This window comes from Streptomyces sp. NPDC045956, assembly GCF_056430705.1.
This window is the reverse complement of sequence record NZ_JBWKKZ010000001.1, coordinates 1,229,687-1,243,284: the sequence shown is the minus strand read 5'-3', so window position 1 is coordinate 1,243,284 and position 13,598 is coordinate 1,229,687. Positions and strand designations below refer to the sequence as shown.

16 protein-coding genes and 1 riboswitch are annotated in these 13,598 nt (G+C 74.2%); of the genes, 5 read left to right on the top strand and 11 right to left on the bottom strand.

Going from position 1 to position 13,598, the window contains the following annotated elements; all coding sequences use genetic code 11:
• Complete coding sequence (locus AC07FV_RS05525; protein ID WP_383647447.1) at positions 1–756, top strand: SDR family oxidoreductase; 756 nt, start codon at positions 1–3, stop codon at positions 754–756.
• A 37-nt stretch (positions 757–793) separates the two neighbouring features.
• On the opposite strand, the gene amaP is transcribed toward AC07FV_RS05525, so the two are convergent.
• From amaP to AC07FV_RS05500, 5 genes are read right to left on the bottom strand one after another with little or no spacing between them, the layout of a single operon-like run.
• Positions 794–1,381, bottom strand: coding sequence for an alkaline shock response membrane anchor protein AmaP (amaP, locus tag AC07FV_RS05520; protein WP_479084807.1), 588 nt, complete (start codon positions 1,379–1,381; stop codon positions 794–796).
• Complete coding sequence (locus AC07FV_RS05515; protein ID WP_479084805.1) at positions 1,378–2,043, bottom strand: DUF6286 domain-containing protein; 666 nt, start codon at positions 2,041–2,043, stop codon at positions 1,378–1,380. The genes amaP and AC07FV_RS05515 overlap by 4 nt, the downstream gene beginning before the upstream one ends.
• On the bottom strand, positions 2,043–2,423 hold the full coding sequence (locus tag AC07FV_RS05510; RefSeq protein WP_479084804.1) for a hypothetical protein: 381 nt from the start codon (positions 2,421–2,423) through the stop codon (positions 2,043–2,045). The genes AC07FV_RS05515 and AC07FV_RS05510 overlap by 1 nt, the downstream gene beginning before the upstream one ends.
• The gene (locus AC07FV_RS05505; protein ID WP_383647457.1) at positions 2,420–2,605 is read right to left on the bottom strand and encodes a hypothetical protein; all 186 of its coding nucleotides are present in this window, start codon (positions 2,603–2,605) and stop codon (positions 2,420–2,422) included. The genes AC07FV_RS05510 and AC07FV_RS05505 overlap by 4 nt, the downstream gene beginning before the upstream one ends.
• Positions 2,606–2,636: 31 nt before the next feature.
• Positions 2,637–3,119, bottom strand: a complete 483-nt coding sequence (locus tag AC07FV_RS05500) for an Asp23/Gls24 family envelope stress response protein (RefSeq protein ID WP_383647459.1) — start codon at positions 3,117–3,119, stop codon at positions 2,637–2,639.
• A gap of 87 nt (positions 3,120–3,206) precedes the next feature.
• Between AC07FV_RS05500 and AC07FV_RS05495 the strand changes: the two genes are divergently transcribed.
• A complete protein-coding gene (locus AC07FV_RS05495) occupies positions 3,207–3,935 on the top strand; it encodes a nucleopolyhedrovirus P10 family protein (RefSeq protein WP_479084802.1) in 729 nt (242 codons plus the stop codon).
• 17 nt (positions 3,936–3,952) lie between these two features.
• Here AC07FV_RS05495 and AC07FV_RS05490 read toward each other — a convergent pair whose 3' ends face one another.
• From AC07FV_RS05490 to AC07FV_RS05480, 3 genes are all read right to left on the bottom strand, one after another.
• Positions 3,953–4,756: an enoyl-CoA hydratase/isomerase family protein gene (locus AC07FV_RS05490; protein ID WP_479084801.1), complete on the bottom strand. Its 804-nt coding sequence runs from the start codon at positions 4,754–4,756 to the stop codon at positions 3,953–3,955.
• 159 nt (positions 4,757–4,915) lie between these two features.
• Positions 4,916–5,137, bottom strand: coding sequence for a helix-turn-helix domain-containing protein (locus AC07FV_RS05485; RefSeq protein WP_053128672.1), 222 nt, complete (start codon positions 5,135–5,137; stop codon positions 4,916–4,918).
• Between the two features lie 334 nt (positions 5,138–5,471).
• The gene (locus AC07FV_RS05480) at positions 5,472–7,070 is read right to left on the bottom strand and encodes an ABC-F family ATP-binding cassette domain-containing protein (RefSeq protein ID WP_383647467.1); all 1,599 of its coding nucleotides are present in this window, start codon (positions 7,068–7,070) and stop codon (positions 5,472–5,474) included.
• A gap of 301 nt (positions 7,071–7,371) precedes the next feature.
• Between AC07FV_RS05480 and AC07FV_RS05475 the strand changes: the two genes are divergently transcribed.
• Positions 7,372–7,785 (top strand): VOC family protein, encoded by a 414-nt coding sequence (locus AC07FV_RS05475; RefSeq protein WP_479084799.1) that lies wholly within the window; start codon positions 7,372–7,374, stop codon positions 7,783–7,785.
• 18 nt (positions 7,786–7,803) lie between these two features.
• Here AC07FV_RS05475 and AC07FV_RS05470 read toward each other — a convergent pair whose 3' ends face one another.
• The 3 genes from AC07FV_RS05470 to AC07FV_RS05460 all read right to left on the bottom strand — a co-directional run bounded on the left by AC07FV_RS05470 (position 7,804) and on the right by AC07FV_RS05460 (position 11,432).
• On the bottom strand, positions 7,804–9,234 hold the full coding sequence (locus AC07FV_RS05470; protein ID WP_479084798.1) for a hypothetical protein: 1,431 nt from the start codon (positions 9,232–9,234) through the stop codon (positions 7,804–7,806).
• Between the two features lie 166 nt (positions 9,235–9,400).
• Positions 9,401–10,528, bottom strand: a complete 1,128-nt coding sequence (locus AC07FV_RS05465) for an alpha/beta hydrolase family protein (RefSeq protein ID WP_479084796.1) — start codon at positions 10,526–10,528, stop codon at positions 9,401–9,403.
• A gap of 223 nt (positions 10,529–10,751) precedes the next feature.
• Positions 10,752–11,432: a class II aldolase/adducin family protein gene (locus AC07FV_RS05460; RefSeq protein WP_479084901.1), complete on the bottom strand. Its 681-nt coding sequence runs from the start codon at positions 11,430–11,432 to the stop codon at positions 10,752–10,754.
• Positions 11,433–11,669: 237 nt separating this feature from the next.
• Between AC07FV_RS05460 and AC07FV_RS05455 the strand changes: the two genes are divergently transcribed.
• Together AC07FV_RS05455 and AC07FV_RS05450 are read left to right on the top strand one after the other, a co-directional pair.
• Positions 11,670–12,905 (top strand): inorganic phosphate transporter, encoded by a 1,236-nt coding sequence (locus AC07FV_RS05455; RefSeq protein ID WP_479084795.1) that lies wholly within the window; start codon positions 11,670–11,672, stop codon positions 12,903–12,905.
• 36 nt (positions 12,906–12,941) lie between these two features.
• The gene (locus AC07FV_RS05450; RefSeq protein ID WP_383647486.1) at positions 12,942–13,163 is read left to right on the top strand and encodes a hypothetical protein; all 222 of its coding nucleotides are present in this window, start codon (positions 12,942–12,944) and stop codon (positions 13,161–13,163) included.
• Positions 13,164–13,314: 151 nt separating this feature from the next.
• Positions 13,315–13,454: riboswitch (cobalamin riboswitch) on the top strand.
• The last annotated feature ends 144 nt before the right edge of the window (positions 13,455–13,598 follow it).

The window sequence follows — 13,598 nt, the reverse complement described above, 5'->3', positions numbered from 1 at the left end:
ATGGATCTTGGACTGAAGGACCGGGTGTACGTCGTCACGGGAGCGACCCGGGGGCTGGGCAACGCCTCCGCGCGCGAGCTGGTCGCGGACGGGGCGAAGGTGGTGGTCACGGGGCGGGACGAGGAGAGCGTCGCGCTGGCCGCCGAGGCGCTGGGCGCGGGCGCCGTCGGGGTGGCCGCCGACAACGCCGACCCCGGGGCCGCGGAACGGCTGATCGCGACGGCCCGTGAGCGCTTCGGCCGGTTCGACGGCGTGCTGATCAGTGTGGGCGGACCGCCGCCCGGGTTCGTCGCCGACAACACGGACGACCAGTGGCAGACGGCGTTCGAATCGGTGTTCCTCGGCGCGGTCAGGCTGGCCCGCACGGCGGCGGCCGAGCTGGAGCCGGGCGGCGTCATCGGGTTCGTGCTCTCGGGCTCGGTGCACGAGCCGATCCCGGGCCTGACCATCTCCAACGGCCTGCGGCCCGGCCTGGCCGGCTTCGCCAAGTCCCTCGCCGACGAGCTGGGCCCGCGCGGCATCCGCGTCGTCGGGCTGCTGCCGGGCCGGATCGACACCGACCGGGTGCGCGAGCTGGACGGCCTGTCCGCCGACCCGGAGGCGACCAGGGCGGCGTCCGAGTCCCGCGTCCCGCTGCGCCGCTACGGCGCCCCCGAGGAGTTCGGCCGCGCGGCGGCGTTCCTCCTCTCCCCCGCGGCCTCCTACGTGACGGGCGTGATGCTGCCGGTGGACGGCGGCGTACGGCACGGCTTCTAGGGCCGTTTCCGGGCGGGCGCCGGGCGGAGCGCGTGGTTCAGTTGACCCGTTCCGCCCGGTGCCTGACGCCCTGGAGGTGGACCTCCGACGGGAGGGACCGGAGGCTCGCCGAGGTACGGGCGTTGCTCAGGGCGCGGGTGGTGAGGTCGTCCAGCGCGGTGCCGGGATCGACGTGGGGTGCGAGCAGCAGCCGGACCCGGGTCGCCGGGGCGTCGCGGCGGCCGACGAGCCTGACCCTGGCCCGTTCGACCCCGTCCACCCGGCCGGCCTCCCCGGCGAGGGCGGCCTCCAGGGCCCGGCCCCGCAGTACGGCGCCCTCGCCGTCGCCGGTGTCGACGAGGACCTCGCCGAGCCGGCGGCGGCGCAGCACGGCCACCAGCCACCACAGGGCGAGCAGCAGCAGGACGGCGAGCACGGCGATGACGACCGGCCACCACCAGCCGGCGTCCCGCCAGCGGGTCCGCTCGGCGGTGCTGAGCAGCACGTCGTGCGGCCCGTCGTGGAGCCACCAGGAGGGCGCGGGGGCGCCCAGGCCGATGGCGAGGACCGAGCCGCCCAGGGCGACCAGGACCAGACCCACCAGGCCCAGCAGGACACGGTCGACGGTCCGCAGCACCGCCCTCACCCCTTCCGTCCGGGCCGCGCCACCCGTACCGACAGGGCGGGCCGCCGGGCCAGTCCCAGCCCCTCCACCGCGTCGTCGAGCACGCCGTCCAGTTCGGTCCGTACGTCGTCCAGTTCCCGGAAGTGCGACAGTGCCCGCACGCGGGCCTTGCGGCGGCGCACCCGCACCCGCACCGACTGCACGCCGGCGACCTCCATGGCCCGGTCCCGCAGCACCGTGGCGGCGGCGTCCCGGTGGAGCCCCGCTCGTACGTCCGGGTGGGTGCGCCGCATCGGCAGCACCTCGCGCAGACCGGGGGTGAGGGCCAGCAGGAGCAGCCACAGTCCCAGGGCCGCGGCGACGCCCGCGCCGACCAGCACCCAGGTGTCGTCGAGGGGGCGGTCGGCGAGCTGCCGGGCCAGGTCGCGCCGCCATCCGAGGGCGGTCCGGCCGGTGCGCACGGCGACGACGTCGTAGAGGAAGGCGCCCGCGGCGAGCAGGAGCAGCAGCGCGACGATGCCCGCGGGGATCCTGCGGGCGGACCAGAAGCGGCCGTGCGGTCCGCTCCCGGCGTCCGACGCGGGCCGGGGCGGGGCCTTGTCGGGGGGTGTCTCCGGCTCCGTGCCGGGTTCCACGACCGGCATGCGCCGGGTGCTGCCGTCCGTGCCCTGGGGCTCGCTCATCACGTCCTCCCCTGTCTCTCGCCGTACTCCGCCGCCAGGTGCAGCCGCTCCACCTGGACGGCGACCTCCGGCACCGACATGCCCACCAGCGCGCGCACCCGCTGGACGACCTGGTGCCGCACCCGCCGGCAGCGGGCGCCCACGTCGCAGGGGTAGTCGAGTTCGAGGTGGACCCGGACGTGGGCGGTGTCGTGGTGGACGACGACGGTGGCGTGCGGGCGCTCCGCGTCGGGGTGGAGCGGGCCGACGGCCTCGCGCGCCGCCTGCGCGGCGACCTTGGCGACGACCCGGTCGGCGATCCTCGTGGCGCCGCGCCGGCCCGGCTCCACGACCGACGGGGGGTCGAGGAGCTCACCGGCCCCCTCGCTCACGCCGGTCACCGCCGGCGGTCGTCGCGGGTGCGGAAGAAGTCGCCGAGTTCCATGTCCCCCTCCAGAAGGCGGCCGACGACGAAACCGACGGCCCCCAGGGCCGCCACCAGCACGAAGGCACCGAATCCGCCGAAGTAGCCGGCGAAGCCCAGTGCCATGCCGGCGATCATGCCGACCACGGCCATGTTCATGGTGCGCTCCCCTCGGTCCGCTCGGTCCGCGTCACTTGATCCGGGGCTCCGGCTCCTCGTCCTCCTCGTCGGGCAGCTTCACGTCGCTCACCGCGATGTTGACCTCGACGACCTCGAGGCCGGTCATCCGCTCCACCGCCGCCACCACGTTCTCCCGCACATCCCGGGCCACGTCCGAGATCGACACGCCGTACTCGACGACGATCTCGAGATCGAGCGCGGTCTGCTTCTCGCCGACCTCGGCCTTGACGCCGCGCGTCACGCCCGACTTCGTCCCGCCGGGCACCCGGTCGCGCACGGCGCCGAAGGTGCGGGACATCCCGCTGCCCATCGCGTGCACACCGGCGACGTCGCGTGCCGCCATCCCGGTGATCTTCTCCACGACGCCGTCGGCGATGGTGGTCCGTCCCCGCGCTCCGGGGTCTCCGCCGCCGCGCCGCATCGTCTGGCCCTTGACCGTCCCGGTGGGGTCCGTCGTCCCCTGCGCGGTGCGGCCGCTGTCCATGTCACTCATCGCCGTACGTCCTTTTCGGTCGTAGTCCTGAAACCACCGTAGGCGGGGTTGCGGCCTCGCGCGCCGTGGATGCGGCAGGCTGGAGGAATGACGACGGCGGACCGATGGACGCGCACGGTGCGGGAGCAGTTGGGGCTCGGCAGGCTGCTGCCCCTGGGCGGCCGGGAGGACGGTGCCTGGATCGCGGAGCGGGCGGCACGCGAGGTCCTGCTGGCCGCCGCCCGCCGGGTGACGGGCGTGCATCCGGGCACCCTGCGGATCGCGGCCGCCGACCCCGCTCGGTCCGCGGAAGCGGCGGTACCGGCACCGCCGAGCGCGCTGCCGCCCGGGCCGCTGCGGGTGACGGCCGACTTCGCGGCGACCGTCGACTCCGCGGCGGCGGAACCGCTGCCGGCGACGGCCGCGCGGCTGCGCGCCGTGCTGGCGGAGGCGGCGCGGGAGCTGGGTCTCACGGTGACGGACGTGGACCTGCGGGCGACGGCCCTGCTGGACGCGGCCACCGGGCCGGAGCCGGCGCGGGGGCCCGAGCCGCGGCCCCGTCCCGCCGTGGACCGGGGGGACGGTGACGAGGGCCGTGCGGCCGACGCCGCGCTGGGCGTCCCGGGCGTGACCCGGCTGACCGCCGGCCTGGGCCGTCCGGTCGACCTCACGGAGCTGCCCTCGTCGGGGGCACTGCCGCGCCGGCACGTCCGGGTGGAACTGGCGGTGGGCGCGGGGCACCGGGCCGTGGAGGTAGCCCGGCAGGTCCGCACGGCGGTGTCGGACGCCCTGTCCGACCGTCCGTCGGTGGCGGTACTGGTGACGGCGGTGGACTGAGGGCGTCCGCGCCCGGGCTACTCCCCGAGGCCGGCCAGGTCGCGCAGCCGACGGGCCTGGGCGGCGCGTTCGGCGGCGCGCTGGGACTCGTAGTCCCGGTGCTGGGCGCCCTGGAGCAGCGCCTTCGTCTCGATCACCGCGTCGCGCGGCGCGGCGAGCACGGCCGACACCAGGTCGCGTACGGCGCCGTCGAGCTGGTCGGCGGGCACGGCGAGGTTGGCCAGCCCGGAGTCGACCGCCTCCTCGGCCGCGACGAAGCGGCCGGTCACGCAGATCTCCAGCGCCCGGGCATAACCGACCAGGGACACCAGGGGGTGCGTGCCGGTCAGGTCCGGGACGAGGCCGAGACTGGTCTCGCGCATGGCGAACTGCACGTCCTCGGCGACGACCCGCAGGTCACAGGCGAGGGCCAGCTGGAAGCCCGCCCCGATGGCGTGCCCCTGCACGGCGGCGACCGACAGGACGTCGCTGCGCCGCCACCAGGTGAACGCCTCCTGGTACTCGGTGATGGTCGCGTCCAGCTCGGCGTCGCCGCCCCGTGCGAGGTCGATGAACGACGGTTCGCCGTCGAAGCCCTCGGGCGTGAACGCCTGCCGGTCGAGCCCGGCCGAGAAGGACTTTCCCTCGGCGCGCAGCACCACTACACGGACGGAGCCCGGCAGCAGCCGGCCCGCCTCGGCCAGCGCCCGCCACAGGGCGGGGCTCTGCGCGTTGCGCTTGGCCGGGTTGGTGAGCGTCACCGTGGCGATCGCGTCGTCGACGGTGAGCCGCACGCCGTCCCGGTCGAGTACGGGACCAAGGTCGTGGGCGGGCGAAGCCATGGGGCGCCTCCGGAAGATGCGGTCGTCGTCCCCACCGTGCGGCGGCCCTTCGGCCGTGCGGACGGCAGAGCTAAGTGACTGCACAGTAACCACCCGGACGGTCTGCCGACCGGCCGGGTGGCCACCTTCACTTTCGGAGTCGAGGGGCCGCCCGGGGAATCAGGCCGTAGTGGCCTTTTTGCCCCGGGTAGCCCCGCCACGCCCTCGGAGCGTGACGCCCGACTCGCTGAGCATGCGGTGCACAAAGCCATACGAGCGGCCGGTCTCCTCGGCCAACGCCCGGATGCTCGCACCGGCGTCGTACTTCTTCTTCAGGTCTGCCGCGAGCTTGTCGCGCGCGGCGCCGGTCACCCGGCTGCCCTTCTTCAGAGTCTCGGCCACCCGTGCCTCCTCAAGGAAGTGCGCTCTGGTTCTCCTCATGATCACCCCTAGCGGCCCGCATGGCCACCCATTCGGCAAGGTCGATGAGACAGGGATGTGACGACAGGAGCGGGCCCGCACATACGGAACGCGGAATTCCGGAGCATCGCGTCCGTGTGACCGAACGCGCTTCTCCGCGAACTTCCAGGTCAGAACGGCGAAACGGCCGGACCCCCGGGGATGGGGGTCCGGCCGCGAAATCCGTGTATGACACACCTCGTGATGAGGAGATCTCACACAGATGGTGGATCACGGATCGGCCGAATGATCCATACGCAGTGGATCATTCATTCGATCAAGCCAGGGCGACGAGATCCGCGTAGTCGGCGCCCCAGAGGTCCTCGACGCCGTCCGGGAGCAGGATGATCCGCTCCGGCTGGAGGGCCTCGACGGCGCCCTCGTCGTGGGTGACCAGGACGACGGCGCCCTTGTAGGTGCGCAGCGCGCCGAGGATCTCCTCGCGGCTGGCCGGGTCGAGGTTGTTGGTCGGCTCGTCGAGCAGCAGCACGTTGGCCGAGGAGACCACGAGGGTGGCCAGCGCGAGGCGGGTCTTCTCACCGCCGGAGAGCACCCCGGCCGGCTTGTCGACGTCGTCGCCGGAGAACAGGAAGGAGCCCAGCGTCTTGCGGACCTCGACGAGGTCGAGGTCGGGGTTGGCCGAGCGCATGTTCTCCAGGACGGTGCGCTCGGGGTCGAGGGTCTCGTGCTCCTGCGCGTAGTAGCCGAGCTTGAGGCCGTGGCCCTCGACGACCTCGCCGGTGTCGGGCTTCTCGACGCCGCCGAGGAGCCGGAGCAGGGTCGTCTTGCCCGCGCCGTTGAGGCCGAGGATGACGACGCGGGAGCCCTTGTCGATGGCCAGGTCGACGTCGGTGAAGATCTCCAGCGAGCCGTACGACTTGGAGAGGCCCTCGGCGGTCAGCGGGGTCTTGCCGCACGGCGCGGGCTCGGGGAAGCGGAGCTTGGCGACCTTGTCGGACTTCCGCTCGGCCTCCAGACCGGCCAGCAGCTTGTCGGCCCGGCGGGCCATGTTCTGCGCGGCGACGGTCTTGGTGGCCTTGGCGCGCATCTTGTCGGCCTGGGAGTGCAGCGCGGACGCCTTCTTCTCCGCGTTCTGCCGCTCGCGCTTGCGGCGCTTCTCGTCGGCCTCGCGCTGCTGCTGGTAGAGCTTCCAGCCCATGTTGTAGACGTCGATCTGGGAGCGGTTGGCGTCCAGGTAGAACACCTTGTTGACGACCGTCTCGACCAGGTCGACGTCGTGGGAGATCACGATGAAGCCGCCGCGGTAGGTCTTCAGGTAGTCGCGCAGCCAGACGATCGAGTCGGCGTCGAGGTGGTTGGTCGGCTCGTCGAGGAGCAGGGTGTCCGCGTCCGAGAACAGGATCCGGGCCAGCTCGATGCGGCGGCGCTGACCGCCGGAGAGCGTGTGCAGGGGCTGGCCGAGCACGCGGTCGGGCAGGTTGAGCGCGGCGGCGATGGTGGCGGCCTCGGCCTCGGCGGAGTAGCCGCCCTTGGTGAGGAACTCCGTCTCCTGGCGCTCGTACTGCTTGAGCGCCTTCTCGCGGGTGGCGCCCTGGCCGTTGGCGATGCGCTGCTCGTTGTCGCGCATCTTGCGGATCAGGGTGTCGAGGCCGCGCGCGGACAGGATGCGGTCGCGGGCCAGCACGTCGAGGTCGCCGGTGCGCGGGTCCTGGGGCAGGTAGCCGACCTCGCCGGAGCGGGTGACGGCACCGGCGGCGGGCTGGCCCTCGCCGGCGAGGACCTTGGTGAGGGTGGTCTTGCCGGCGCCGTTGCGCCCGACCAGGCCGATGCGGTCGCCCTTGGCGATGCGGAAGGTGGCGCTCTCGATGAGGACGCGGGCACCGGCGCGCAGCTCGATGCCGGAGGCGGAGATCACGGTCAGACTCCTGGGCGGGTGGGTGACGGGGTGGGCGGCTGGAGGACGTTCCCGCCGTCTAATGCGCGAGGAGAATGGCCATGGGGCCAGTCTAACGGGGCCGTGCAACCACTTTTCCCGGATTCCGGTGCCGGTGGGGTCCCCTGTTCGGGGTCCCGGTGTTCGACGGCACGGGTCCGGGGCGCTGTCGGTGGGCGGTGCGAGACTGGGCGGCAGGGCCGGATCGCGGGCTCCCGCGGGTGGTGGTGCGGGTCTTCGCGGCGTCCGGCCCCAGGCACCGACGCACGAGGGAGTGATCGGCATGGCAGGCATCGACGGCGGCGGCCCGAGCATCTGTCCGACGCTGCTGTACGCGGACGCCAGGGCGGCCCTGCGGCAGCTCACCGGGGCCTTCGGGTTCATCGAGCTGGCCGTGTACGAGGGCGAGGGCGGCACGGTGGCGCACGCCGAGCTGGCCCAGGGCAACGGCGCGGTCATGCTCGGCTCCAAGGGCACGGGCAGCCGCTTCGACGAGGCGATGAAGAACGCCGGCCCGACGGGGGTCTACGTCGTGGTGGAGGACGTCGACGCCCATCACCGGCGGGCCGTGGAGCACGGCGCGGAGATCCTGGTGCCCCCCACGGACCAGGACTACGGGTCGCGGGACTACATGGCCCGGGACCTGGAGGGCAACATCTGGAGCTTCGGGACGTACGCGCCGGAGGTGCCCCGCTAGGCACCGCCGCCGCCCGGGTCAGCTGCCGCCGGTGTGCACCTGGAAGGCGGCTCTGCGCACGGCCTTGGCCAGGGCGGGGTCCGGGTGCGCGGCGGCGAGGGCGACCAGGACCTGCACGGTGCGGGGGTGGCCGACGGCCCGCACCTCGTCGAGGAGGGCGGGGACGGTGGGCTGCACTGCGGACTCCAGGTGCCTGACGAGCAGCGGGGCCTCACCGTGGTCGGCGACGGCGGCCGCGGTGTCCACCCAGAGCCACGTCGCCTCGTGACGGGTGAGGACCTCGTGGGCGTCCTCGGGGTCGATCCCGTCGTGCTCGGCCAGCCACAGCAGGGCGTACGGGCGCAGCGTCGGCTCGTCGACGACGGCGCGGACGTCGGGCTCGGCGGGGGCGCCGACGACGCGCAGCGCCTCGAAGGCGAGGCCGCGCAGCAGGGCGTCGTCGCCGCGGGCGGCACCGAGCAGCTCGGTGACGGCGCTGCCGACGGGGCGGGCGGCGAGCCAGGCGCGGTACTCGGCGCGGGCGGCGTTCGGACGGAGCTGGGCGCAGCCGCGGAGCATGTCCTCGGCCGCCTGCTCGATGTGGCCGGCGGGGCTCTGCGCGGCGACGCAGATCTGCTCCAGCTTGACCCAGACCGCCCAGTTGCCGAGCGGCGTGAGGGTGGCGTGTCCGTCGCCGCAGGTCAGGGCGCCGACGGAGGCGAGGGCGCGCAGGGCCCAGTCGAGGAGGGGGGCGAGCGGGGTGCCGGGGCCCGTCTCCGGGGCCGGCGCGGCGGCGGAGGTCTGCTGCGGGATGCCCGGCTCCAGGCGGGGGCCGTAGGGCACCTCGCAGCGTTCGGTGCGCAGTTCGGTGACGCGCTGCTCCAGCAGGTCCAGGAGCTGCGCCACCGGGACGGGGCCCGCGGACAGCTGGAGGAAGGAGAGCACCTGGGGCATCGCGGAGACGACCTCGGCCACGGCGGCGGGCTCCTGCCCGGCGGGCTCGGGGTGGGCCAGCGACCAGGCGTCGAAAAGGGCGACCCAGCCGCGCAGCACGGCGCTGTCGTCACGGTTCCAGGCGCGCAGCCGCCAGCCGGGGCGGGCGCTGCCGCCGTGCACCTCGATCAGTCCGGCGAGCCGGGCGGTGTCCCAGTCGGCGCGGACCTGCGTCACGCTCAGGCCCAGCTCCCGGGCCGCCTGCTCGGCGGTCGCGTCGGAGAGGGTGGCCTTGCCGTCGGCGGTCGCGCTGCCGCGGCCGGGGCCGAGGGCGCTGTCGGCCCAGCGGGCGACACGGGCCGCGTCCGCCAGGCCGGAGCGTGCCATTCTGGCCAGTTCCGACCGGACCGGTGTGCCCTCCGGGGGGCGCGGCGCGGCGCGGCGCGGACGCCGCTGGTTCATCGCTGGTGGGGCGGCGGCCAGGGGTCGTGGGCGGACGAGTCGGAGCCTGGAGTCGCGCGGGATACGGGACGTCACGGGTGCAGTCTTCCGGTTGACGGTCCGAAAACCCAAACGGAACGTCCCGTAGGGCTCCGGGGACGGCGCAGGTGCGGGGCCTGGAGCGGGTCACCGCTGGGAACAGGCCAGTGGTACGACGCTAAACGGAACCTGAGCGGCGGGCGGTGGGACACCGGCGCCGGGGTCACACCAGCGGGGTCATGAAACGGCGCAGGGTCTCCTCGTAGCGGTCGGGGTCGGCGTTCCACATGGCGCCGTGCGGGGCGTCCTCGACGGTGTGGAGGGCGACCAGGCGCGGGTGGGTGTCGGCGAGGCGGCGGGAGAGCCGCCAGGGGGCCACCGCGTCGTCGGGGCCGTGGAAGATCAGGGTCGGGACCGCCGGGCGGTACAGGCCGGCGGTACCGGCGTCGTGGTCGGCGCGGAGTCCGGCGCGACCCTGGGCCGCGCGGACGGCGAGCGGCAGGAGCGCGCCCGGGGTCCGGCGGGCGGCGGCCAGGGCGCGCAGTGTGGTCTCCCAGCTGAGGACCGGCGAGTCCAGCACGAGGCCCGCGATACGGTCGCGCACGCCGGAGAGCGCGGCGGTGCGCAGGGCCATGGTGGCGCCGGTGGACCAGCCGAGCAGCACGACCTGGCGGGCGCCGTGGTCGAGGGCGTAGCGGACGGCCGCGTCCACGTCCCGCCACTCGGTCTCCCCGAAGTGGTGCAGGCCGTCCGGCGAGGAGGGGGCGCCGACGTCGCCGCGGTAGGCGAGGGCGAGCACCGGGACCTGCCGCCGGCTCAGGGGCGCCATCAGGTTCATGGCGTGTTCGCGGGTGGCGGCCAGTCCGTGCACGGCGATGATCCACGTCGGGCGGGAGCCGGGCAGGAACCAGGCCGGCAGGGGGCCGAGTTCGCCGGGGACCTCGACGTCGGCGTGTTCCAGGTCGAGGGCGGTGCCCGGGTCGCCGACGTAGAGGTTCGGCGTGAACCACGCGCGGTCGCCGGAGACGAGGGTGCCGTGCGTGACCCGTTCGAGGCGGCGGACGACGGTGTCGGCGCCGTGTTCGGCGGTGCCGAGGACCGGTCCGACCACCGCGTGGGAGCCGTCGCCGGCGAGGCCGTACCGGCCGGGGCGCAGCGCGGCGAGGTCCCGGGTGAGGGTGATCTGCCCGGCGGCGGTGCCGTGCACGGTGAGCCGGGGTTCGGTGGGCAGGGGCCTGCCCGGCGGCGCCTTGAGCGCGGCGTCGCTGGCGAGCCGTCCGGCGGCGACGCTCGCCGCCCCTGCGGCCAGGGCTGCGGTGACGGCGGCGGCCGTCGCGGGGAGGATGCGCACGTCTCTCAGTTTCCCGAGGGACCGCGGTGTAAGCCACCGGGACGGCGGCGGGCGGTGCCGTCCGGGGCGGCCGGGCGTCGGGGCCGTGGCGCGGGTGGGTGCGCGGCGGGACGGGACGCGACGGTCCTTCGGATCTTCCGACGGCCTTGGGGCCGTTCGGGTCTCGCCCCTCCTCCGTTGCCCCTCCCTTCGCGGCCCGCCGCCGACCGCCCGGCCGGGACCGTCAGGCCCCCTGGCCGTACCCCCGGAGCCGCTCCGTCACCTCGGCGAGCTGCTCCTCGGTCAGCAGGGACGGGGAGCGGCCCGGCACCGCGGAGGCCGTCAGCCACAGGCGGCACATCCACTCCAGCTGGGCGGTGCGGTCGTAGGCCTGGTCCAGGGAGGCGCCGTAGGTGAGCGTGCCGTGGTTGCGCATGAGGCAGCCGGTGCGGCCGGTGAGGGCGTCGAGCACGGCGCGGGCCAGTTCGTCGGTGCCGTAGGTCGCGTAGCGGGCGACCCGGACCGGGCCGCCCAGCGCGGCGGCCATGTAGTGGACCAGCGGGAGTTCGGGGACCAGCAGCGAGACCGCCGTCGCGTGCACGGCGTGGGTGTGGACGACGGCCCGGGCCTCGGTGGCGCGGTACACGGCGAGGTGCAGGGGCAGTTCGCTGGTGGGGACCAAGGTCCCGAGCACCTGTCGGCCGTCGAGGTCCACGCCGGTCGCGTCGGCCGGGGCCAGCCGGTCGTACGGCACCCCCGAAGGGGTGACCAGCACCGTGTCGCCGACGCGCACCGAGACGTTGCCGGAGGTGCCGACCACCAGTCCGTCCGCCACCGTCCGCCGGGCCGTGGCGACGAGGGTCTCCCAGGCCTCTGCCACCTCCGGGTCCGCCCGTCCGTCCGTCGATCGCGTCACAGTCACCAGCTCCTCCCCGCAGGCCGCGTGCGCCCCTGCCGTCCCGTCGATCACCCATTCCCGGCCGTCCTCGGCGATCCTGCCAGGCACGTCTCCGCAGAGCAGCGGCGCGAGCACGGAGCGGGCACGGAGCGGAAGGCGGCGTCCCTCGTTCCGGTCACTGTGGCGCCCTTCTCAGTTCATCTTCCGTTCACTCTGGTTACCTACGTTCGACCAGCCAATGACCTCGAACGATTGCCTGGGTAAATGGAAAGCTTCTCGCTGATCCTCGCGATTGTGGTGGTAACCGCTCTCGCGTTCGATTTCACGAACGGTTTCCACGACACCGCGAACGCGATGGCAACGACCATTTCGACCGGTGCGCTCAAGCCCAAGGTGGCGGTGGCGATGTCCGCCGTCCTCAACCTTGTCGGCGCCTTCCTCTCGGTGGAGGTCGCCAACACGATCTCCAAGGGTCTCGTCGACGAGACCGGCATCCGTCCCGAGGTCATCTTCGCCGCCCTCGTCGGCGCGATCCTCTGGAACCTGCTGACCTGGCTGGTCGGGCTTCCGTCCAGCTCCTCGCACGCCCTCATGGGCGGCCTGATCGGTGCCGCCGTCGCCTCGGCCGGCCTCGGCGCGGTCCACGGCGACGTGCTCGTCACCAAGGTCCTCCTCCCGGCGATCGCCGCCCCGCTCGTCGCGGGCATCGCGGCGATGCTGGGCGCGCGGCTGACGTACCGGCTCGGCCGCAAGGCCGACGGCAAGGCCGCCGCGAAGGGCTACCGCGCCGGGCAGATCGCCTCCGCCGGCCTCGTCTCGCTGGCCCACGGCACCAACGACGCCCAGAAGACGATGGGCATCATCACCCTGGCCCTGGTCGCGGGCGGCGCCCTCGCCCCCGACTCCGACCCGCCCATGTGGGTCATCCTCTCCGCGGGCATCGCCATCGCGCTGGGCACCTACCTCGGCGGCTGGCGCATCATCCGCACGATGGGCAAGGGTCTGACCGACCTCCAGCCTCAGCAGGGCTTCGCCGCCCAGACCAGCGCCGCCACGGTCATCCTGGCCTCCTCGCACCTCGGCTTCTCCCTCTCCACCACGCACTCGGTCTCCGGTGCGGTGATGGGCGCGGGTCTCGGCCGCAAGGGCGGCGTGGTGCGCTGGTCCACGGCGACCCGGATGTTCGTCGCCTGGGGCCTGACCCTGCCGGCCGCGGCCCTGGTCGCCGCGATCGCCGAGTGGGTCTGCGGCCTGGGCGACTGGGGAACCGCCGTCGTGGCCGTCTTCCTGGTCGGCTCCAGCGCCGCCATCTGGAAGATCTCCCGGCGCGAGGTCGTCGACCACACCAACGTCATCGACGAGCCCGAGCCGTCCGGTGTGGTGACCACGGCGATGGCCGCCGTCTCCCCGCCGCCGACCGGGGCGGCCGACGAACTGGCCGCCGCCGTCCCGGCCGCCGCGCCCGACGCCAAGTCCCCGTCGGCCACCACCACCGTCTGAGCCCGCCCCCGGGTACGAAGGAAGAAGCGAACCTCCATGAGCATCGACTGGGCAGCTCTCGGCTCCGTCTTCGGAGTCAGCCTCGTGGCCACCGTGGTCCTGGTGGGCCTGTTCACGCTCGGCATCGCCGGACTCTCCCGCCAGGAGCGGGCCACCGCCCAGGGCGGCTCCGCGGCCCTCGCGGTCACCGGCGCGTACGCCTGCTTCGCGGCCTGCGCGGCGGCGGTGGCGTACGGCATCTACCTGATCGTCGCCTGAGCGTCGCGCGAACGATCACCGCACACCCGTGAGGCGGGGTGCGGGACGGGCTCCCACCGTCCCGCACCCCGCCTCTTCGCGCGCCGGCGCACACCACTCGCATGTGGGGCTTCGCACACTCCCCCGTCGCAGGTCAACGCCAGGTTGACGGGTGTTCGCGGGCCGTGGTGGACTGCCGGAGCCATTACGGCGGCAGGAGAGGAAGCCCGGTGCGATTCCGGCGCGGTCCCGCCACTGTGACCGGGGAGCCCATCCCCGGGAGCCAGGAACTCTCACCGCCGGTCTCTTCCAGCCAGGGCGCGGACACCCTGAGTGAGGACGTATCGCCATGCGCGGCTGCTCCTGCAGGCACCTCGGCACGGCCCGGTATCCCGGGCGCTCCGGTCACCCCGGGCCCTCCGGCCGTCCCGGCGACTCCGGGCACGCCGGCCTCAC